This window comes from Peribacillus deserti, from assembly GCF_002863585.1.
In the GTDB taxonomy this organism is placed as follows: Bacteria; Bacillota; Bacilli; order Bacillales; family DSM-1321; genus Paraperibacillus; species Paraperibacillus deserti_A.
Genome location: NZ_PGUY01000001.1, coordinates 1 through 21,904, shown reverse-complemented (window position 1 = coordinate 21,904; position 21,904 = coordinate 1). Strand labels below are relative to the sequence as shown.

Annotated in this window: 17 protein-coding genes, 1 rRNA gene and 1 pseudogene; 14 read left to right on the top strand and 5 right to left on the bottom strand. The window is 41.7% G+C overall.

The genetic code is table 11. The features are described 5' to 3' along the window. Positions 1-174 precede the first annotated feature (174 nt). Positions 175-1,269 (top strand): A/G-specific adenine glycosylase, encoded by a 1,095-nt coding sequence (gene mutY / locus CUU66_RS00100; RefSeq protein ID WP_101639702.1) that lies wholly within the window; start codon positions 175-177, stop codon positions 1,267-1,269. Here the strand turns inward: mutY and CUU66_RS00095 are convergent. After that, positions 1,256-1,480, bottom strand: a complete 225-nt coding sequence (locus CUU66_RS00095) for a hypothetical protein (RefSeq protein ID WP_101639648.1) — start codon at positions 1,478-1,480, stop codon at positions 1,256-1,258. The genes mutY and CUU66_RS00095 overlap by 14 nt on opposite strands. An 86-nt stretch (positions 1,481-1,566) precedes the next feature. On the opposite strand from CUU66_RS00095, the gene fabL reads away from it, so the two are divergent. The 5 genes from fabL (at position 1,567) to CUU66_RS00070 (ending at position 6,252) form a co-directional block, all read left to right on the top strand. Beyond that, the gene (gene fabL, locus CUU66_RS00090) at positions 1,567-2,316 is read left to right on the top strand and encodes an enoyl-[acyl-carrier-protein] reductase FabL (RefSeq protein WP_101639647.1); all 750 of its coding nucleotides are present in this window, start codon (positions 1,567-1,569) and stop codon (positions 2,314-2,316) included. A 79-nt stretch (positions 2,317-2,395) separates the two neighbouring features. Further along, positions 2,396-2,743 (top strand): gamma-type small acid-soluble spore protein, encoded by a 348-nt coding sequence (locus CUU66_RS00085; protein ID WP_101639646.1) that lies wholly within the window; start codon positions 2,396-2,398, stop codon positions 2,741-2,743. 368 nt (positions 2,744-3,111) lie between these two features. Continuing rightward, the gene (locus CUU66_RS00080) at positions 3,112-3,363 is read left to right on the top strand and encodes a YgaB family protein (protein WP_101639645.1); all 252 of its coding nucleotides are present in this window, start codon (positions 3,112-3,114) and stop codon (positions 3,361-3,363) included. A 503-nt stretch (positions 3,364-3,866) separates the two neighbouring features. After that, positions 3,867-4,397 carry a nucleoside tri-diphosphate phosphatase gene (ntdP, locus tag CUU66_RS00075; RefSeq protein ID WP_101639644.1) on the top strand — a complete coding sequence of 177 codons (531 nt, stop codon included), beginning with the start codon at positions 3,867-3,869 and terminating at the stop codon, positions 4,395-4,397. A gap of 106 nt (positions 4,398-4,503) precedes the next feature. Beyond that, positions 4,504-6,252: an ABC transporter ATP-binding protein gene (locus CUU66_RS00070; RefSeq protein ID WP_101639643.1), complete on the top strand. Its 1,749-nt coding sequence runs from the start codon at positions 4,504-4,506 to the stop codon at positions 6,250-6,252. A gap of 1,157 nt (positions 6,253-7,409) precedes the next feature. Here the strand turns inward: CUU66_RS00070 and CUU66_RS00060 are convergent. The 3 genes from CUU66_RS00060 to CUU66_RS00050 all read right to left on the bottom strand — a co-directional run bounded on the left by CUU66_RS00060 (position 7,410) and on the right by CUU66_RS00050 (position 14,769). Continuing rightward, complete coding sequence (locus CUU66_RS00060) at positions 7,410-8,483, bottom strand: aromatic acid exporter family protein (protein ID WP_101639701.1); 1,074 nt, start codon at positions 8,481-8,483, stop codon at positions 7,410-7,412. Between the two features lie 237 nt (positions 8,484-8,720). Continuing rightward, positions 8,721-13,190 carry a glutamate synthase-related protein gene (locus CUU66_RS00055; RefSeq protein WP_101639641.1) on the bottom strand — a complete coding sequence of 1,490 codons (4,470 nt, stop codon included), beginning with the start codon at positions 13,188-13,190 and terminating at the stop codon, positions 8,721-8,723. A gap of 283 nt (positions 13,191-13,473) precedes the next feature. Next, positions 13,474-14,769: a glutamate-1-semialdehyde 2,1-aminomutase gene (locus tag CUU66_RS00050; protein ID WP_101639640.1), complete on the bottom strand. Its 1,296-nt coding sequence runs from the start codon at positions 14,767-14,769 to the stop codon at positions 13,474-13,476. 151 nt (positions 14,770-14,920) lie between these two features. On the opposite strand from CUU66_RS00050, the gene CUU66_RS00045 reads away from it, so the two are divergent. The 6 genes from CUU66_RS00045 to perR all read left to right on the top strand — a co-directional run bounded on the left by CUU66_RS00045 (position 14,921) and on the right by perR (position 20,026). Further along, positions 14,921-15,334: an ion channel gene (locus CUU66_RS00045; protein ID WP_101639639.1), complete on the top strand. Its 414-nt coding sequence runs from the start codon at positions 14,921-14,923 to the stop codon at positions 15,332-15,334. A gap of 109 nt (positions 15,335-15,443) precedes the next feature. After that, complete coding sequence (bcp, locus tag CUU66_RS00040) at positions 15,444-15,911, top strand: thioredoxin-dependent thiol peroxidase (RefSeq protein ID WP_374702954.1); 468 nt, start codon at positions 15,444-15,446, stop codon at positions 15,909-15,911. A gap of 19 nt (positions 15,912-15,930) precedes the next feature. Then, positions 15,931-17,040 carry an aminopeptidase gene (locus CUU66_RS00035; RefSeq protein ID WP_101639637.1) on the top strand — a complete coding sequence of 370 codons (1,110 nt, stop codon included), beginning with the start codon at positions 15,931-15,933 and terminating at the stop codon, positions 17,038-17,040. 878 nt (positions 17,041-17,918) lie between these two features. Then, on the top strand, positions 17,919-18,872 hold the full coding sequence (locus CUU66_RS00030; RefSeq protein ID WP_308302417.1) for a D-2-hydroxyacid dehydrogenase: 954 nt from the start codon (positions 17,919-17,921) through the stop codon (positions 18,870-18,872). A 4-nt stretch (positions 18,873-18,876) separates the two neighbouring features. Continuing rightward, entirely contained in the window at positions 18,877-19,428 is a 552-nt protein-coding gene (locus CUU66_RS00025; RefSeq protein ID WP_101639635.1) for a cob(I)yrinic acid a,c-diamide adenosyltransferase, read from the top strand. 154 nt (positions 19,429-19,582) lie between these two features. After that, a complete protein-coding gene (gene perR, locus CUU66_RS00020) occupies positions 19,583-20,026 on the top strand; it encodes a peroxide-responsive transcriptional repressor PerR (RefSeq protein ID WP_101639634.1) in 444 nt (147 codons plus the stop codon). A 74-nt stretch (positions 20,027-20,100) separates the two neighbouring features. Here the strand turns inward: perR and CUU66_RS00015 are convergent, their stop codons facing one another. Further along, positions 20,101-20,466 (bottom strand): YgzB family protein, encoded by a 366-nt coding sequence (locus CUU66_RS00015; protein WP_101639633.1) that lies wholly within the window; start codon positions 20,464-20,466, stop codon positions 20,101-20,103. A gap of 149 nt (positions 20,467-20,615) precedes the next feature. Here CUU66_RS00015 and CUU66_RS00010 point away from each other — a divergent pair. After that, positions 20,616-21,493, top strand: a pseudogene (locus CUU66_RS00010) (nucleotidyltransferase-like protein). Between the two features lie 350 nt (positions 21,494-21,843). Beyond that, positions 21,844-21,904: ribosomal RNA gene (locus CUU66_RS00005) — 16S ribosomal RNA — on the top strand; the annotation flags it as partial.

Genomic DNA, 21,904 nt, shown 5'->3' with positions numbered 1-21,904 from the left:
ATTGATTTATCCACTATCCACCCGAGCGCAATAAACAAGGTATAGTAACATATTCGCATTGAATTTTAATTGTTATCAATTATAAACGAAAATCTTATTGATATATTCCCTTTCTAGCTAAAAGTTAACATCCGGAGGAAAAATGAATTGAATAATTTGCATATTTTAGAGAAAATGAATATCCCTTTGTTTCGCCAGGATCTTATTTCCTGGTTTGAAAAGGAACAACGAGATCTGCCCTGGAGGAAAGACAAGAATCCTTATAAAGTGTGGGTTTCTGAAATCATGCTGCAACAAACGAGGGTAGACACCGTAATCCCTTTCTTCAATCGGTTTATGGAATGGTTCCCGACCCTTGAGGAATTAGCGGAGGCAGATGAAGAAAAAGTATTGAAGGCATGGGAAGGGCTCGGGTACTATTCAAGAGTCCGAAACCTTCAAAGTGCAGTTCGGGAAGTGGCAGCCGAGTATAATGGGGTTGTACCCGATACGCTTGAAGCAATTTCAAAGCTAAAAGGGGTCGGCCCATATACGGCAGGAGCTATCCTGAGTATCGCTTATGGAAAGCCGGAGCCGGCAGTAGACGGTAATGTAATGCGGGTATTGTCCAGGATATTACTGATTGAAGAGGATATTGCAAAGCCCAGAACTAGAAAAACCTTTGAAGAAGCCGTAAGAAGATTAATTGACGAAACCCATACTTCTTCATTCAATCAGGCCTTAATGGAACTTGGAGCCATGATCTGCACGCCTGGCACCCCGGCATGTCTTTTATGTCCGGTTCGGGAACACTGTGAAGCTTTTGCCGAGGGAGTGCAATCCCGGCTGCCGGTTAAAAATCAACAAAAAAAGACCAGAGATGTACCGATTGCAGCCGCGGTCATTTCAAACAGCCGAAATGAAATCTTAATTAGAAAAAGACCATCGAAAGGTCTGCTTGCTAATCTTTGGGAGTTCCCTAACTACGAGGTTCATGCGTCGGTTGCAACAAAGAGGGAGTCATTCCGTCAGCAATTCCAGGAACAGCTACAGGTGATCCCGCAATTAGGCGAACATCTAATCAGCATAGATCACACATTTTCCCACCTGGTATGGAAAATGGAAGTCTTTCTCGGAAAAGCAGAAGAAGTCTCCGAGAATATCATGAACTCCCACCAAATGAAATGGGTTGCTGAATCTGAAGTGGAAGGCTATGCTTTTCCTGTTTCCCACCAGAAAATCTGGAAAGCCTACCAGCTGCTAAAAAGCCAGTCTACTAATCAAAGGTAATGCGGGTACCGTGTGTATAATCTGCCTGATTTCTGTTTAGGCCTTCTCGATTTTCAATTTCTTTAACGATTTCCCTATGAATCGCTTGTCCTTCGGAATTTAAATAAGGTACCATTTGTTGCAGGGACTGATGAAAATAAGCTAGTTCACTTTTTTTCCACTCTGACTTTGGGACCATGGTAAGCTCGGTCATATCTCGGCCGACATACATACTATTACCTCCTATTCGTTAATAAGGATTATTTTTTAAAAAATAACCGCCCATTATTCATGGATCTTTTGAAAGGATGATAAATGATGACACAAAAAGTAGCTTTGGTTACAGGAAGCAGCAGAGGAATTGGCAGAGCGACAGCATTAAGGCTGGCAAAAGAAGGGTATGACATTGTAATCAATTTTGCGAGAAGCCGGTCGGCTGCAGCAGAAGTAGCATCAGAAATAGAGGCTTTAGGCAGAAAAACCCTCCTTGTAAAAGCGAATGTCGGGGACGTAGCCAAAATAAGAGGGATGTTTGAGGAAATTGAAAATGTGTTCGGGCGATTAGATGTATTTGTCAGCAATGCAGCGTCCGGTGTATTAAGGCCCGCCATGGAGCTGGAGGAATCCCATTGGAACTGGACGATGGACATCAACAGCAAGGCGTTCTTGTTCTGTGCCCAGGAAGCGGCAAAACTTATGGAAAAAAACGGCGGAGGAAAAATGGTGAGCATCAGTTCTCTTGGATCCATCCGTGTACTGGAAAACTATACATCAGTCGGTGTTTCCAAGGCTGCCTTGGAAGCTTTGACCAGATACCTGGCTGTAGAATTGGCAGCAAAAAACATCTGTGTAAATGCAGTATCAGGCGGTGCCATCGATACAGAAGCCCTCAAGCATTTTCCAAACCGCGAAGAACTTCTTCGTGACGCAGCAAGCCAGACGCCTGCAGGGAAAATGGTGGAAATTGAAGATATAGTTCACACAATAATGTTCTTAATATCCGAAGAATCAAGCATGATCCGCGGCCAGACCATTATCGTGGATGGAGGACGTTCGCTGCTCGTGTAAAATTGGATAAAATTTACTCTGAAAAACAGGATATCCCTCGCGCATCTTGGTTACATTAATGAGCGTGGAGGTGATAAACATGGCAAACAACTTCGGACAATCTCAAGCTGGAACTAACGCTCAACAAGTTAGACAACAAAACGCTCAAGCTTCTCAAGGTATGGGTGCTCAAGCTGGTCAAGGCCAATTTGGCACTGAATTTGCAACTGAGCGTCAAACAAACGTTGCTGAAGTAAAGAGACAAAACCAACAAGCTTCTCAAGGTACATCTCAAGCTTCTCAAGGTATGGGTGCTCAAGCTGGTCAAGGCCAATTCGGCACTGAATTTGCAACTGAGCGTCAAACTAGCGCTCAAGAAGTAAGACAACAAAATGCTCAAGCACAATCTAGAGCTGCTTCTAGAGTAAACAACCAACAACAGTCTTAATAATATAAGGAGGCGGCTTTGCTGCCTCCTTTCTTGTGCTTGTAAGCTGGATGCTGGTCCCTTAAATTTATAAAAACCCCCTGAAAACATGAAACTCCCCCTAAAATTCTATCTGCGCCCCTAAAGGTTTATTTAAATTGTTTCTCCCCTCTGTTATTGAATGGGAAGAGCTCCGTAAAGATTACATCACATCCTTTTATTAGGCTGTAATCCCTTTTTTTAATCCTTAGGTCACAAGCCAGCCCTTTCAGGCATCCCAATTTCAAATCGACAAAACTTCCATAAACCTAACAGAAATAGTCAAAGGGTTTAAAACGCAGGGAAAGAATACTTAGTGTATGAAGATTTTATGGCGGGAGGACATTAATTTGAGTGATTTTGACCGGCTGGTGAATGAACAATTAAAAACCATGGAAAGGCTGTTATTTTTACAATCAGAAATTGAGCGCTGCCAGGAAATTGAAAAGCAGCTCCGTTCACTTGAAGAAGAAGCAGAACTAGAGTCCCTGCAGCATGAAATCCTTATAATGAAGAGTAACCTGAGTGGCATACAAAAGATCTTTGAAGAACAGACCGAGGAGGTTATACGAACCTACCAGCGTACTCATATTAACGCGTAAAACGAGGCTCGCGGTACCCATTCACTTTTAAATAATGGCTGAAGCTGAAAAAATAGGCTCTTTTCAATTAAAAATTGTTATTTTTTAATAGTTCGGTGAACCTAACCTATTTTTAAACAGGTTGATTGGAACGTAAGGTGCGAGACTCCTGCGGGAGCAGCGGGACAGGTGAGACCCCACAGGCGAAGCCGAGGAGGCTCACCGCCCGCCCCGCGGAAAGCGAGCATCCTGTAGTGGAAATCAACCCCTTTGTTCATTAACAACAAAGTTTGCGAAAACAGCCGAAAAATAAAGAAATTACCGAGTTTTTAGGGGAGTCATTGAATTTCAATGACTCTTTTGTTTTAAAAAATTTTTTTTATCGTTATAATAGTAGAATATAAACAATTGTATAAAGTCGTTATTTATAGCAATGGGGTTAAAGAATATGGATAGGCAGTAAACATATAAAAAGCACAGGTCCTGAGTTTTACTGTATTTTTAGAAAGTAGAGGAGAAGAAATATGGGGATTCCCGGAGAAGGAGAAAAAATCCAAATACAAAGCTATAAACATAATGGGCGGATCCATCGAATCTGGGAAGAAACCACGGTCTTAAAGGGCACACAAAGTCTGGTTATTGCTGCAAATGACAGAACCATGGTGACGGAATCTGATGGAAGGACATGGATTACCCGTGAACCCGCCATTTGTTACTTCCATTCAAGCCTTTGGTTTAATATCCTTGGAATGCTGAGGGAAGACGGCGTCTATTACTACTGTAATCTCAGTTCTCCATTTGTGTATGATGGAGAAGCCTTGAAGTATATTGATTATGACCTTGATATTAAGGTATATCCGGATATGACCTTTAATATCCTGGATGAAGACGAATACGAGCTTCACGGCAGAGAAATGCGATATCCGGATGTTATTGATAAGATATTAAGGCGTAATATGGATCAGCTGATTTATTGGATCAGACAGAGAAAAGGTCCATTTTCTCCGGATTTTATTGATAATTGGTATGAACGTTTTTTAACATACCGCAAATAGGACAGCCTATTTCAATTTTTTAAATTTGAATAAGACTTAGAAGTTCCTTACGCCTGTTGGTTGTACAACAGGCTTTTCTAATGAAAATAAAAAGCGGGTGATCATCTTGGGCAGCGTAAGGCGTTATATGCAGTTTGTTAAGCCATATAAATGGCAGATTCTCGGAACTATCGGAATAGGGCTGGTGAAATTCGGAATACCGCTCTTGCTACCTTATTTAATCAAGTATGTAGTTGATGATGTAATTGGCAATGAACATTTAACAACAGGGGCAAAGACAGACCGGTTATTATGGGCCATGGGAATTGTGGCCTTCATTTTTATCGTTGTGCGGCCTCCAATTGAATATTACAGACAATATTTTGCCCAATGGACGGGAAGTAAGATTCTGTTTGACATCAGGAACCGTCTATTTACACATGTTCAAAAATTAAGCTTCAAGTATTATTCCAATAACCGGGTCGGCGAGATCATTTCAAGGATTATTAATGATGTAGAGCAGACTAAAGAGTTTGTAATGACCGGGATGATGAATCTTTGGCTGGATCTGGCAACCATTATTTTCGTTGCGGCCATTATGTTCACTCTTAATGTAAAACTAACCCTGGTATCCCTGCTTATGTTCCCGTTCTACGCTTTCTCGGTTAAATATTTTTTTGGCAGACTCAGAAGCCTTACCAGGGAACGTTCCCAAGCTTTGGCTGAGGTTCAAAGTTATCTTCACGAGAGGGTACAGGGAATGCCTGTTATCAAAAGTTTTGCAATAGAAAATTATGAGCAGGAACGATTCAGCAAGCAGAACCATAACTATTTGACTAAAGCATTGAACCATACAAAATGGAATGCTAAATCCTTCGGTGTGGTCAATACGATAACAGATATATCTCCGCTCCTAGTCATTGGATATTCAGGCTACCTCGTCATTCAGGGAGACCTTACAGTCGGAACTATGGTAGCTTTTATTGCCTATATTGACAGGCTCTACAACCCTCTACGCAGGATTGTGAACTCATCTACAACACTCACACAGGCCTTTGCTTCAATGGACAGGGTCTTTGAATTCATGGATGTAAAATATGATATAGAAGATTCCCCAAAAGCAATAGAAGCAGTGAATATAAAAGGTCATATTCAATTTGAAAATGTCTCCTTTGCCTATAATGAGGGTGAGGCCCCCATCCTTAAGAATGTCTCTTTGGATGTTAAACAAGGGGAAACCATTGCACTTGTTGGGATGAGCGGCGGAGGGAAATCATCACTGGTCAGCTTGCTGCCGAGATTTTATGATGTAACCGATGGGAGAATCCTATTGGACGGGGTCGATATTAGAGACTACCAGGTCAGAAGCCTGCGCGACAAAATTGGGATGGTGCTGCAGGATAATATCTTATTCAGTGAGTCAGTAAGAGCCAATATCCTAATGGGTAAGCCTGAAGCATCTGAAGAGGAAGTCTATAAAGCTGCACATGCTGCCAATGCCCATGAATTTGTCATTAATTTAAATGAAGGCTATGAAACCAAAGTAGGTGAGAGAGGGGTCAAGCTTTCTGGCGGCCAGAAGCAGAGGGTAGCCATAGCAAGAGTATTCCTAAAAAACCCGCCGATATTGGTCCTGGATGAAGCAACATCGGCGCTCGATCTAGAAAGTGAACATCTCATCCAAGAAGCCTTAGAAGAACTAGCGAAAGACCGAACAACCTTTATAGTCGCACACAGACTCTCAACCATCACGCATGCCGATAGAATAGTTCTGATCGAGCATGGAGAAATCGCCGAAATCGGCACCCATGAAGAGCTCATGAAAAAACAGGGCGGGTACCACAGGCTGTTTCAGGTACAGCAGCTGGATAGCTAGAAAAGCGCAAAGCGGTGCCTTTCATGACAAATTAAACATAAAGGTGAATGTTTAGCAGATTGAGTTATATTTATATTGTTATTAGAAAGGCAGACATCCGACAAGTATAAGCCAATCAGCCTGTGAGAAGTGGGGTGCTTCTCATAGGCTGATTGGCTTATATCTCGAGGATGTCAGCTTGGAGCTGGACAACTAGAAAAGCGGAGAACGGTGCTTTTCACGAAGTTTGTGTAAAAAAACAATGATAAACTTTCAAGTTTCCCCCTGAATATTATTTGAAAAGCAGACACCTGAAGGCATAAGAAAAGCGGCAGCGAAAGGCCGCTTTTGCCTTTTGATGGCGATTGGCTTATGACCGAAGGTGTCAGTTCGGAGCTGGACAGCAAGAAAAGCGCAGGATCGGTGCTTTTCTAAGCAATGTGTATTATGAAGAAATAAAAACAGCAGATTATACCAGCCCAAGGGAAGTGGATAGCTCTCCTTGGGCTGGTTTTTGCTTATGAAGAAAGTCAGGTACATAATTTTGTGTTATAAGCATCTATACGGGGTTTCTGCTGTAAGTACTTGTCTGATTGTAGATAAGCATATACCTCTATATATAAGCATAAACACTTTAAGGTAATCATAAAGCAGCCAACTTAAGCATTGGATGTGGAGAGATAAGCATATGCCTTGTATAGTTAAGCATAAAACACAAAAACCTAAGCATAAATCTGCAAAAGATAAGCATAAACCTTAGAAAGCTAAGCATAGAACATTCACGTTTTGATATTTTCCATTTAGTTTGGTAAAAAACTCCTGTTAGTACGCCTGTTTACAGCACTTAAATAACAATTTAACTGATTTAAGTACTGTTTCGACGAAATGTTGATGTGTTTAAGCAGGCAGAACTAATGTTTTTTCGTAAATTCTCACCTCGGGACTAGTTTAAATCCAGTTGTATTTACTGTTCTCGTTTGAAAAATAACCTAGTACTTGCAAAAAAACATTTAGTCTTTCCGAAGACGATGCAAGAATTAAGGGGGCCGCAGCCAAGGGAAATAGGGACAGTCCCCATCAAAACTCAGTAACCGCAGGCGAGTCCAGCTTCGGGAAATAGGGGACTGTCCCCTGGAAGACAGAAAAGACAGAAAAAACCTTGCCGCCCCGGCAAGGTTTTATTCATCTTTGTCAGCGATGACGACTTCGTTGGTTTCGCTGTGATAGGAGTAGAAGCTTGTTATGAGCATGTCAAGGTGCTTGATGTCTTCTTCATATTCTATGATGGACGCTACCAGGGGAATCATGTGGTAGAGAATGCCTGGTTCTTCTCCCTTTGGTTCGTTAGGTACCTTGAGTAGAAGGTTAACTAGTTCTTGTTTATTTTCGCTTTCTTCAATGGTTATATTGTGTGATTTGATTTTGCCTGTGTATTTTAGTAGAACCTGCTGATGCTGATATGTAAGCAGGTCCATCTGCTCCTGGATTTTCTGCTGGAAGTCCTCGGACATTTGCTGGAGTTCGTTTTCATATCTATGCAGTCTTTTCAGGGTATCAAGTGCACGTTTTACTGTTGAAATCATCTGACGGTACACTACAAGTTTTCTTGATTTTGCGAGTCTCTCTCGCTTCAGATAATTTCTCTCCTCTTTGTACATGATATAGAGCTGTTCTAATTTTATTATATCTTCTTTGAAATGGATAATTTCATTTTTTAATTGACCATGATCACTGGCATGACGTGTATTAATCCGAATCCATTGAAACATATCCTCCGTAAGAGAAGAAATTCGAGTAAATACTTTCGTTTCATATTTTGGCGGCAGAAAAATTAAGTTGACTATAAACGCTGATAAAATTCCAATCAATATGGTTAAAAATCTTAATAGAGCAAATTCTAGAAAGCTGCCGCCCTGGCTTTCCATAATGGCGATAAGGGTAACGAGCGCGATTGAAATCGAATTCTTCATATTTAATTTTAAGTTGATTGAAATAACAATGACTGCAGCGAGACCAATTATAAAGGGATCATTTCCGAATAAAAGTACGAAGGCTACAGCTGCAAAAGCTCCAACCAAATTTGCCTGAACCTGCTCCAAAATAGTAATATATGACCGGTAAATTGTAGGCTGAATCGCGAATATAGCAGCAATTGCAGCGAACACTGGAGAAGGCATGTTAAAAAACTGGGTAACATATATAGCCAAGATAATTGCGATTCCCGTTTTTAAAATGCGGGCGCCAAGCTTCATGTATAGATGTCCTTTCTTTTTATCATTCATTAAACCCCTAATGTTAATATTTGTAATGTTAATGAATTTTTTATTAGACAATAATGTAATATACAAGGTTTGGTGGATTTGTTCAATAGAAAAAGTCTTTTTTGAGGAAAAAAGACTAATATTTATTATTAACGAAATGTACAGTAAACATAAAAAAATCCACCAGAGCTGCTTATACGTAAAACAACCTGGTGGACTTTTTATATATTATTCTGTAGAGACAGAAGGGTCAGCCTGTTCTTTTACCGGCTTGATTTGTATAAAGTGGGAAGAAGGCTCAGCAAGCAGAGCTTTTAATTCATCTGCTTCTGTGTGCTGTTCCTGCTCTTCCAGGAGCGAAATGTACTGTCCAAGCAGATCTTGAACATCGTTGACCCCGTTTTCAGTCAGCGGCCCGGCGGATACCTTAGCACCAAGCGCTATACGGCGTTCAATGGCTTCCTTAGTCAGCCCCATGTCCGGTTGAATTCTTAGATAAACACTGCCCCCAGTCATCCCTGCGCAAATCCATGGTCCCGGATCACCAAGCACAAGGCCTCTGCCATTCGTCATATATTCAAACGCAAACCCTTTTATATTAGAATTGACTCCAATATTGCCATACTCGTTCGCAGGAATTGGTTTTTTCACTTGGCCGCCGATGATTATATCAGCTCCCGAGAGCCTGATTCCAGCCCGGGCATCGGCATTTCCCTGCGCAATCAGCAGGCCTTGCTGGGCACCATATCCAAACCCTTTGCCGACAGACCCATTATAGAACTGGCCGTCTTTTCCTTTAGACTTAAAGATCATCACTTTACCGCCAAAAGAGGTTTTTCCGATCCCATCCTGTGCGCCGCCGGATACGGCAATATCAATGCCGAAGCTGTTATAGGCTCCAAGACCGTTTCCGGGGATGGAGTCTTTGTAGGCAAGCTTGATATCAGGAAGTTTCTTATAGGATCCATCCAGTCTGTTTCTTACACGATGACAGGAAACCCTGCTGGCTAGAACACGCTGTTCTGATGTTACCGATTCGAAATCTCTGGAAAGATGGAGTTCTTCTGTTCTTCCATCAAGATATTCAGCTCCGGCAGCAATCTGCAGGGCTTCTGATTCTATAGACGCAGCTGCTTCCTTAAAGGATATCTGGCTGATTTCAAGAGGCTTTAGCAGGTAAGTCAGGTCAAGCTTATCGTTCCCCTTAACTTGAACGAGGAGGTCCGATCTTCCTACTGCATCTTGAAGATTCTTAATTCCAGCTGTAGCAGCGAGAGCTTTCAGCTCCGTGCCAAATGCTGTGAACAGGTTTGAAAGACCTTGAACGGCCAGATCAAATTTACGTGGAACGAACCGGCGCAAGCCATGTTCCTTTGCCTGGGCTTCTGTTTCAATCTGTGTTGCGATCCCTACATGGCATGTGTCTAAATGGCAGCCCCTGCAAGTTGTACAGCCGACCGCAATCATTGACAGTGTGCCAAAACCGACACGGTTGGCACCAAGGAGCATTACCTTCAGTACATCAAAGGCACTCTTAATTCCTCCGTCTGCCCAAAGCTCAACAGTTTCTCTGATGCCAGCTTCCAATAGCGCATTATGGGCTGCTTTAACACCAATTTCTACTGGCAGGCCTACGTGCTGAAGTGCATGTATTCTTGCTGCACCGGTGCCGCCGTCAAAGCCTGAGAGGGTAATGATATCTGCACCAGCCTTAGCCACACCCACTGCGATTGTACCGATATTTGGTACAACTGGTACCTTAACAGCAACCTTTGCCTGATCATTAGCTGTTTTAAGCTCATGGATCATCTGAGCAAGATCTTCAATTGAGTAAATATCATGGTTATTTGAAGGCGAAATCAAATCCGATCCAATCGTAGCGTTTCTGGCTTCGGCAATTTTTGCTGTAACCTTCGAACCTGGAAGGTGGCCGCCTTCACCTGGTTTTGCCCCCTGGCCGATCTTGATTTCAAGAAGATTCGACGAATTCAGCAGCTCTGCATTTACTCCGAAACGTCCAGAAGCAATCTGCTGGCCCCGCGTTCTTGGATATTTGCCAAGCATATCCTTAATTTCTCCGCCTTCTCCATTCAGGCTTACCATATTTAAACGGTCTGCAGCCTCTGCATATGCTCTGAATGCTATTTCATTCTGTGAACCGAAGCTCATGGATGAAATGATAAATGGCAGGCTGTGTTCTCCTACACTAATATCTACTCCCTTAGGATCCAATGATTGTGAGGCAGTCCTGAGGCCTGTAAGATGCCTGATGGTCGTCGGGTTTTCAGTTTCCTGTTCAGAAATCTTTTCTTTATATGCTGCATAATCACCTGAAGCAGCCACTTCTCCAATCGCTTTCCAAATGCGGGGGAATAGATGAAATGTTTTCCCTGCCCGTTCTTTTTCGTTGTGATAGTCCACTGCACGTTTAATAGCATCTTCTTTTAGGAAATCGAAGTTATGTGACAGTTTATCCGAACCAAAGAAATTGACGATGTCAAGAGTTTCAGCTAGTTCCTCGTTTAGGCCAATAGCTGAAAACAGCCTGCCATAGCCTCTTAATTCATGGATGCCAATTGTAGAAATCACTTTTTCCAGCCCCTTTACAAGGGCATTGTATAAGTTCACAAGAGGCTTTGTTTCTACATCACTTACTGTTAAGAACATATAGTATGGATTGATTACATTTGCACCCAGTCCGTAAGCAAGAATCATATCATGCAGAGAGCGTATAGATGCAGAACGTAATAGGATCGAGCAATCCCTTCGCAGACCCTTTGCAGTTAATGAACGATCTACTGCAGAAACTGCAAGCAGGGGGTCAACCCAGAGTTTTCCATCATGATGTGTTTCTCTGTCATCCAATACAATCAAAGCACTTCCTGTTTCTACGGCCGCTATAGCTTCCGCAGCCATTCTATTAAGGCCGTCTTTAACAGACTCATCTTCTAAGATAGCTGCTGATATGACGGCAGCGAGGCTGTCTTTTTGGAAAAGATGGACAAGCTGTTCATAGCTGGGCTGTTTCGTGATAGATACACAATTACTTCCCTGTGTTCCTTCAACGACAATAGGAGACAGTAATTCTATAACCGAATCGGCTTTTTCAGCTGTAAATAAGGAAGGTCTTTTACCAATGATGCTGCGAGTAGAAAAATGTTCTGTTTCTCGGTCGCGGTCTATAGCTGGATTGGTTACAACCGCTACGCTTTCCTTTATGAAATCGGCAATGTTCTTCCTTTCAGGATTGATTGCAGCGAGCGGGGCATCATGGCCAAGCGACCTGATGGGCTCGGCGCCTTTTTCAGCCATTTGTTCGACAAGCTGAACATGGTCTCTCTCCCAGCCGAAAGATTTATATTGCCCGTTATGCAATTTCTCAGAAGTATTTTGTGTCACAATCTTTTCAACAACAGGAGGGAACAGCCTGATCCGGTCGTTTGAAAGGGAAAGTTTATTTGAAAAGAGCTTATAAACTTCTTCCTGGTATTCGTTGTATTCATAGACTCTAATTCGTCCATTTTCCCATTTAAGCCCAATCTTTTCTCCAGGTGCCAATGGTTTGGGTTCATCCGTGTATTCAGAGGATGATATAATGCCTGGCTCAGAAGAGAATAGGTAAGAGGTTTCAGTGCTTAACTTCCAGAGGGGCCTTAACCCCAGGGCATCCACTGAAAAGACGGCTTCTTCTCCATGGCGCGATATAATTCCCGCAGGCCCCTGGGCATAATGACCCCAGGCTTCTCTTAGGTAGGTATACAGATCCTGAAGGTGGTTTGGGTACTCTTTTATTTCATTAACAATCGGAGGGAACAATACATCCATCGCTTCAAAAAGAGTGTAGCCGTGTCTGGAAATCAATGTTTCAATGGTCCGGCTTAGATCTTGGGAGTCACTGCCGTTCTTAACAAGCGGAACTCCGATCATTTTAGCTTCATCTCTTAGTTTGGCAATCGTATTAATTTCTCCGTTATGTCCTAAAACACTGAAAGGCTGAACCCTGAAAAAACTGGATAGGGTGTTTGTGGAATAACGGTTATGCCCTAGTGTCATCGTTGATGCCGCAAGCGGATCAGCAAGGTCATCATAGTATTTTGGAAGAATGTCACCGGCTCCCATAACCTTATAGACTGCATGATATTGACTCAGGGATGCAACATGGATATGCTCATTTTTCTCAATTTCCGGAATTAATTCGAACAAAGTCCTTGAGCGTACGGCGTTTGTATCACCACTCACTAAGCCAGCGACCTGCCAGAATACAGGATTTTCCTGAAGCGCGATAGGGCCGAGTGCTTCAGGATTATGAACACTGTCTGTTTCAAAATAAACCTTTACCCCATTAAGGGCGAATTTTTCTTTTATAAAATCCTTCAATCGCTGCTTATCCTCGGTTTTATTAAAGAAGAAATGACCGACATAAAAGGCTTCATTGTCCGGCAGATCTGGATTGTGACCGGCTTCCGCCAATTTTTTCTTCCACAAGGCTCTGGGGATGTCTATATGTACACCTACTCCATCACCTTCATTATTAATAAATCCTGCTCGGTGGTTCATGGTCACTAATGCATTAATACAAGAAAAAATATTTTCTCTTGTCGGAATTTGTTCTTTTTCAATACAAGCTACTATGCCGCAAGCATCATGTTCGTGCTTGTAATATTCTTTAAAAAAGGCGGGATTCCACGTTTCAGTCATTGGTCAGGCTTTATAAGACTCATCCGAGCCTTATAACGTGCCATTCACCTCCTAATAGGATATACTTATAGAAAATTTTCAGAATTGTATGTCTATAATATCATTTAATTTTCTGAAAATCAATTATTATGCATCATTCTGAATAAAGAGATGAAATGGAATAAGGAAGCTTAATAATGTGAAAAAGTGCTTTGTAAACGCTTTCAAGTTGTATTAGAATAAAAAAAGCTTCCCCGCAGAGAAGCGTAATAAATGTATGTTACATGTATGAATATACATTTATTTATTGTTGTGACAGGGTAGAGAATGCATGTTCAACCGCTTTTATTGTTTCAGAAACATCTGTATCGGTATGTGCGGTTGTGAGAAACCATGCCTCGTATTTGGAAGGGGCCAAATTAATTCCCTGCTCCAGCATCAGTTTGAAAAACTTCGCGAACATTTCGCCATCTGTATTTTCCGCCTGCTCATAGTTTTCAACCTTCTCATCTGTAAAGTAAAGGGTAAGAGCGCCTTTCAAGCGGTTAATAGTAACGGAAATATTGTATTTTTCTGCCGCTTGTTGAATTCCATCCTCTAAAAGAGCGCCGAGACGATCTAATTCCTCGTAAACCCCCTCTTCTTTTAACACTTCCAGGCATGCGATTCCGGACAGCATGGAAGCAGGGTTGCCGGCCATTGTCCCAGCCTGGTATGCAGGGCCAAGCGGGGCTACTTTTTCCATAATTTCTTTCCTGCCTCCATAGGCACCTATAGGAAGTCCTCCGCCGATAATTTTGCCTAGTGCAGTTATATCCGGCTGGACGCCAAGCAGGTCTTGTGCGCCTCCATACATAAATCTGAATGCAGTAATAACTTCATCATATATTACGAGACCGCCTGCGGCATGGACAAGTTCATTCACTTTTTCGAGGAATCCTGGCTTTGGCTCTACAATCCCAAAGTTACCGACAATAGGTTCGACAAGAATTGCAGCAATTTCGTCTCCCCATTTATCAAGGGCTTCCTTTAACGGTTCAATCTCATTAAATGGAACCGTTATTACTTCTTTTGCAATGCTTTTAGGTACACCAGCAGAATCCGGAGTGCCTAATGTTGATGGACCGGACCCTGCAGCAACCAGTACAAGATCAGAATGTCCGTGGTAGCAGCCGGCAAATTTAATAATCTTGTCTCTTCCAGTGTAAGCACGTGCAACGCGGATTGTTGTCATAACTGCTTCAGTCCCAGAGTTTACAAAACGGACCTTTTCGAGTCCTGGCATTGCTTCTTTGAGCATTTTTGCAAAGGTTACTTCATGCGGTGTGGGAGTACCATACAATACTCCAGTTTCTGCTGCCGTCGTAATTGCTTTCGTTATATGAGGGTGCGCATGGCCGGTAATAATCGGTCCGTATGCAGCCAGATAATCAATATATTTATTTCCGTCTACATCCCAGAAGTAGGCGCCCTTTGCCTTTTCCATGGCAACCGGCGAGCCGCCCCCAACGGCTTTATAGGACCGGGACGGGCTGTTGACGCCTCCTACTATATGTTCTTGTGCTTCAATATGTAATTGTTCTGATTTAGTGAAATTCATAATATCCTCCAGATTTACTGTTTCTCATTTATTTTAGCACTTTGGCAATAGAGGAGACAGGATAATGTATCAGGCTTAATTTGCCAAATATGAATATCTCGCCATAGATGGTCGTACATATTAATAAAATGCCCGCAAGGATGAGAATAGAATGATCTATTATTTTTTAATTCCCGTTATTTTTTGTATGATTTTGAGCCTTAAAAGTCTGTTTTCCCCTCTTCATATGATAGACAGACATTTAACTCTAAGAAATTTTCTATGGCTGGCTTTATTGTATAGCACTGTTACTATTGGATTTGGAATGATTTACTTGCTTTTAGAGCTGGAAAACTATACAGTGTTGCTTGAAATGGGACAACATCTTCAGGGGACCTATTTTTATAAACTGCAGACAGCTATTTATTTTAGTTCCATAACCTTCTTTTCAGTAGGGTACGGAGATCTATCGCCTGTAGGGATAGGCCGCATGATTGCCGCTGTCCAGGCTTTTATAGGATATACATTGCCTGCGGCGTTTGTGGTGAGAAGCGTCTTTTATATGGAGCCGCCTGATAAACGATAACTTTTATATTCAGTTTTTTAAAATCAGTTGTGAAAACTTCAGGATTTGGGTACGCTTACATAGGCTCTATTTAGAGGTTTAATGCGAATTTTTAATGGGGGTAATCATTTTGGAAATAAAAACTGACATTCAAGCACCTGACTTTACATTAGAAGCGAATGACGGAAGAAAGGTGAGTCTTTCAGACTTCACCGGAAAAAATGTCGTCTTATATTTCTATCCAAAGGACATGACTCCAGGCTGTACGACCGAGGCTTGTGATTTCCGGGACAGGCATGATGAATTCGGAAAGCTTGATACGGTCATCCTTGGAATTAGTCCCGACCCGGTCGGCCGGCATGAGAAATTCATAGAAAAGTATGGCCTTCCTTTTCTACTTTTGGCAGATGAGAAAAATGAAGCAGCCAAAGCTTATGATGTATGGAAACTTAAAAAGAACTTTGGCAAAGAATATATGGGCATAGAGCGCTCCACTTTCATTATTAATAAAGAAGGAAAGATTGTAAAAGAGTGGAGAAAGGTTAAAGTTCAAGGGCATGTAGACAACGCCCTGCAATACATAAAAGAAAATTTATAGACGGGAGCAGGGAGAAACTATGAGAGATTCACGCTTAACCAAACTGGCAGAGCTGCTGCTGACACATTCGGTAACCATTAAAGAGAAGGAACGCGTGTTAATTAGGGGGAGTGTGACCGCTCAGCCTTTGATCACCGAGCTGATCGATGGGGCATACAGGCTGGGCGCCTTTCCGTATGTCGAATTGATTGATGAAGAGGTAAGCAAGCATTTATCTATGGGCTGCTCGAGGGAACAGCTGGAAACACAGGCGGCCTGGATGATGAAAAAGTATGAAGATGTTGACGCGGTAATCGTGGTGATTGGAGAAGAAAATGACGCGGAACTGAGTGACATTCCTGCGGAAAAACATCGGATCCGCGGTGAAATTATGAAGCCCGCTACATTCTTCTATGTGAATAACAGAAGATGGGTTCTACTGAACTACCCAACCAAGGGCCTTGCTCAAAAAGCGGGTATGAGTACAAGAAGGTTTGAAGATTATCTTCTTGATGTTTGTACAGTTGATTATAAAAAGATGCACGAAGCAATGCAGCCATTGAAAGCATTAATGGATCGGACGGATAAAGTACGACTGGTGTCGCCGGGAACGGATCTTTCTTTTTCCATAAAAGATATTCCTTCGGTTACCTGTGCTGGAGAAAATAATATTCCAGATGGGGAGGTATTTACAGCTCCTGTCAAGGAGAGCGTGAATGGGAAAATCTCCTTTAACACCCCTTGTCCGTATCATGGGACAACATTCAGAAATGTGACGTTAACGTTCAAAAATGGAAAAATTGTCGAAGCTGTTTCAGACCAAACTGAAAAAATCAATCAAATATTTGACACAGATGAAGGCTCCCGTTTTATAGGTGAATTTGCAATAGGAGTAAATCCGATGATTAAAGAACCGATGGGAGACATCCTGTTTGACGAAAAAATCTGCGGCAGTCTGCATTTTACTCCAGGTGAGGCTTATGAAGATGCGGATAATGGAAACCGCTCTTCCATCCACTGGGATATGGTCCTCATTCAGCGGCCTGAATACGGAGGCGGAGAAATTTATTTTGATGACGTACTGATTCGTAAAGATGGTTTGTTCGTCCTTCGTGAGCTTGAGGGGCTGAATCCTGAGCGGTTATTGTAAATATTGAAGCCTATTTTAAGGAAAGAGGGTATTTGTCCACTCAAAAAGACAATATCTGCATATCCTTTTAACAGGAATACCTCCTCAGGAAATACTTTTCGGGCCAATACGGCCCGCTTTTTTTTACCGTTTTTTCCATTTGCACGTGATACACTATAATTAAAAAATAGGATCTTTTTCTAAAAAAGATTGTTGTTTTTAGTAAGTTTTGTTATATCAACCTATTGTTAAAACAGGTTGGTTGGAGCGTAAGGTTCGAGACTCCTTGATCCAGCTACAAGCTGAGACCCTCGAGTCATAAGCCGATCCGTCCATGCGGAGAAAAGCGCTCCCCACAGCCGGCTCGTCTTATGCTTGGCTGACGCATAAGTGCGACTAAGCTTCTGTCTTCACTGTCGTTCGCCAGTCAGCAAGTCTTCTTTATCGGGTCTCTGCCTCCCAATTTGTTTAGAATTTTATATCTATTGGGATTTTCACTGAGCGTTTAATATTTATATGTTGGGCAGGCACCGCTTTCCGCTTTTCGGTGCGGGAGCAGCGGGCTTTGTCCGGCTCCAGCGCCTAGACCCTCGAGTCATAAGCCAATCGGTCCATGGAAAGGAAAACCGCTTTCCACGGCCCGCTTGTCTTATGCTTGGCTAACGCATAAGTGCGACTATGCTTCTGTCTTCGCTAACGCTTGCCACTCAGCAAGTCTTCTTTACCGGGTCTGAACAAGGCGCTTCCGCTTTTCTGTCAGGTGAGACCCCGCAGGCGAAGACGAGGAGGCTCACCGCCCGCCCCTAAGGTCCGCGAGCATGCCTTGCGCTCCAATCAACCTCTTGTTTAATAGCAGCAAAGTTTGCGAAAACAGCCAAAAAATAAGTAAGCGGGGATAGATGATGCTCATTCAATTTACTTTTACACCTCCTGATCATCTGCAGGAGCAATTGCAGAAAAAATATCCTGAAGTAACTTTCCACTTTCAAAAAGCTCTTGAAGCTGACGAACTCATCATGCCTCAATGTGAAATATTGGTTACTTATGGTGAGGATTTGAATGACTCGCATATCGTACATGCGGACAATCTGAGATGGATTATGGTCGTTTCTGCCGGGTTAGAAAAAATGCCTCTTGCTGCCATAAAAGAAAGGGATATTCTGGTCACCAATGCAAGGGGTATACATAAAATCCCTATGGCGGAATATACCATCGGGAGAATTCTTGAAGTTGAAAAGAAAATGAGAGAACTGAGGGAGCAGGAAAAAGAACACAGATGGAACAGAAACTATGAATTCGGAGAGCTTTATGGCAAAACTATGCTGATCATCGGGGCTGGCGCAATTGGAACTGAAATTGCAAGATTAGCTAATGCGTTTGGGATGCACACAATAGGAGTAAATAAGAGCGGCAAAGTTGTTGATTATATTGATAAAGTCTACAAAATGGATCATTTATTATCTGTTCTTGGGGAGGGAGATTATATTGTTTCGATCCTTCCAAGCACAGTAGAAACTAGAAACCTGCTGACAGAAGATCATTTTAGAAGAATGAAAAGCTCCAGTATTTTTATTAACATCGGCAGGGGAGACCTGGTAAAAGAAAGTGTTCTTTTAAAAGCACTTAATCACAGTCAGATTTCACATGCAATACTGGATGTATTTCACGAGGAGCCCTTACCTGTAGATCATCCTTATTGGGACATGGACAACGTGACGATTTCTCCTCATATCTCCAGTATATCTAAAAATTATCTGCCCAAGGCGATGGAGATTTTTGAAAGTAATTTAGATACATATTTAAGGCGTACTGATGGATTTCAAAACTTAATTGATCTGGAAAGGGGCTACTAAAACCATGAAGATTTATACGAAAACAGGCGATAAGGGGACTACTTCGCTCATTTACGGCCAAAGAGTGAGCAAGACGGATATTAGGGTTGAGGCTTATGGGACGTGTGATGAAGCTAATTCTGCCATCGGACTCGGAATAAGCCATTTAAAAGATGAAGAATTCAGCGGGAAAGAGGATATACTAAAAACCTTCCACTTTATACAAACAGCCCTTTTCCACGTTGGCGCTGAATTGGCAACGCCTGCGGGTAAAAAAGTGAATTGGAAACTGGAAAAAGGTCATGTTGATCAGCTTGAAGGAGCGATCGATCAAATGGAGAATGAATTAACTCCGCTTTCCAATTTTATTCTTCCCGGGGGGCATCCTGCAGGCGCAGCGCTGCATCTGGCACGCACGATTTCAAGAAGAGCCGAGCGTAATGCAGTAGAAATAGGTGAAGGAGTAAATCCTATGGTTTTATCCTATTTAAACCGTCTATCTGATTTCCTGTTTGTAGCGGCTAGATATGTGAATTATAAATTAAATCAACCAGAGCTGAATTTACATGAAGAATAAGAAAAGCCGTATTTTTTGAAAGCATCTGAATAGAATGACAGAGAAGGCTGAACCCTTGACAGCAGTGAAGAATGTTGACAAAAGTGCGAAATTCCATGTACACTATTTATAAACATTATAATTTGAAAATAAATCCTATTTAGAAGAGAGGTGCATGGCGGTGTCCCATAGTCAATTGAAGGAAGCATTAGATGCCTTAAAGGAAACTGGGGTCAGAATTACTCCGCAACGTCATGCGATACTTGAGTATCTTATTAATGCGATGACACATCCAACTGCCGACGATATCTATAAAGCATTAGAAGGCAAGTTTCCAAATATGAGTGTTGCCACCGTTTATAATAATTTGCGTGTATTTCGTGAAGTTGGTTTAGTTAAAGAGCTGACGTACGGAGATTCCTCAAGCAGATTTGATTTTGTAACTACAGACCACTACCACGTAATCTGCCAGAACTGCAACAAAATTGTGGACTTTCATTACCCGGGACTGGATGAGGTAGAACATCTAGCTTCGCATGTAGCAGGCTTCAAGGTTCACAGCCACCGGTTAGAAGTATACGGTACATGTGCTGAATGCTCTGCTAAAGAGGCTCATTAATGTAAATCCACTAGATCTGTCGTAACGGGCGGGTCTTTTTTTTTTTGTAAAAAAAATGCCGGTTGTGGGCCGGCTTACGATTGTACCTTATGCGTTTTTTGTTTCTTATTATACTTTTCATCAAAGTCCTGTCCTTCAAGACTCTTGTCCAAAGTTAGAGGCTCGTTACAATACATACACATATCCACTCTTCCAAGAATCTTTGTCACTTTTCCGCAATTCGGGCAGCGTACTTGAACGGTTTTTGTGGAGAGCATACCAATCCAGAAATAAACAACTGTACTAGCTATAATGAATAGAAGACCCAGCACCATGAAAATAGTCATTAAAAGCGGGGATTTTCTAAAAAAGATTCCTCCATACATGACAATGAAACCAATAAAGATTAAACTCAAAGCAAAAGTACGAATTTTATTTATTTTATTTGAATATTTAGCCATAGTTGTCCCTCCCGATAATTAACTATATCATAAATAAGCTGACTGAAATAAATTTAATACAGGAATCCGGATGTTTTTATCGAATGAAATTATGAGGGATCATCATCAATCATAAAAAGCGCAATAAAGCTTTTTTGGAGGAGTTAAGAATGGAAGATATACTTCGGCCTATTTATCAGGAAAGAGCAAGCTGGCCATCAACCATGGGAGTTTTGCTTATTGAGAAAAAACCCAATGACGTTTCATCCACGGACAGTTTTGACTATATATTACTTACTGTTGTAAATGAAGCAGAAGAAGCAGTCTCTATTAAGCACTACATTTATAGGGACCAAAAAGCAGCCCTGCATATTGTCCACCAATCACAGCTTGAGGAATGGATACTTCTTGGTTCAAACCGGAAAATCTTTGAATGGATCTTTAGTGGGAAAATAGTCTTTGACAGAAATGAATACTTTGAACGTCTAAAAAAGAACTGCACGAATTCCCCTTCTATGGGAGAAAAGTAAAAATGGGTGTGGAATTCGCCAAATTGATTAGAAGGTATCTAGATGGGAAATCCTTTTTTGAAAACGGACATTTCCTCGATGCATATAATCATATTGTTCACTCATTACATCATTTGGCCAGACTTGAAATTATCGACCAAGGCTTCTATCCAGAAGTAACTGTGTGGAATCAGGTAAGGATGATAAGGCCAGAGATATTTAAACTATATGAAGAATTAGTAACCAGTCATGAATCGCTTGAGAAGAGACTTGAACTTTTATTCTTAGCCAGTGAATTTTTAATCCATTCAAGAACGCAATTAGGTTCACAGCATATTGTAGATATATTAAATGGCAAGGATGGATATTGGTCTATATCTGAATTAAGCCAGCATCCAGACCTTAAGTATTATTCCGTTGACCTGGAGGTTCTTTTAGAATATCTTGTTGAGAAAAATGTCATACAAGTAGAGAAAGTAGAAACAAAAGGGCAGGGAATTTTCCACCGATATTACTGTGTTATGCAGGAACAATTATGAACATAAAAAAATTATCTTAAAAAAGCTTTTTTAGTATTGACCCATTAGTTATATGGTGTTATATTTATATACGTCGCTGCGAGACACTTAAGTTTTCGCAAGCGGCGAAAAACTTTTTTAGAAAACTTATTGACATCTCAAAAGCAGATGTGGTAAGATTATAAAGTCGCTTAAAACGAGCGTGTTTGCAAGTAAGTGCTCTTTGAAAACTGAACGAAACAAGACGCCAGATATTTTCTCTATGAGAAAATAAAACAAGTTTTAAACTTACGAGCTTAAAGGATCATCGGCTAAGATTGTCACGTCCTGTGACAACGCCGATGTTTGCACATCCTGTGCATCACAAACATTCTTCGGAGAGTTTGATCCTGGCTCAGGACGAACGCTGGCGGCGTGCCTAATACATGCAAG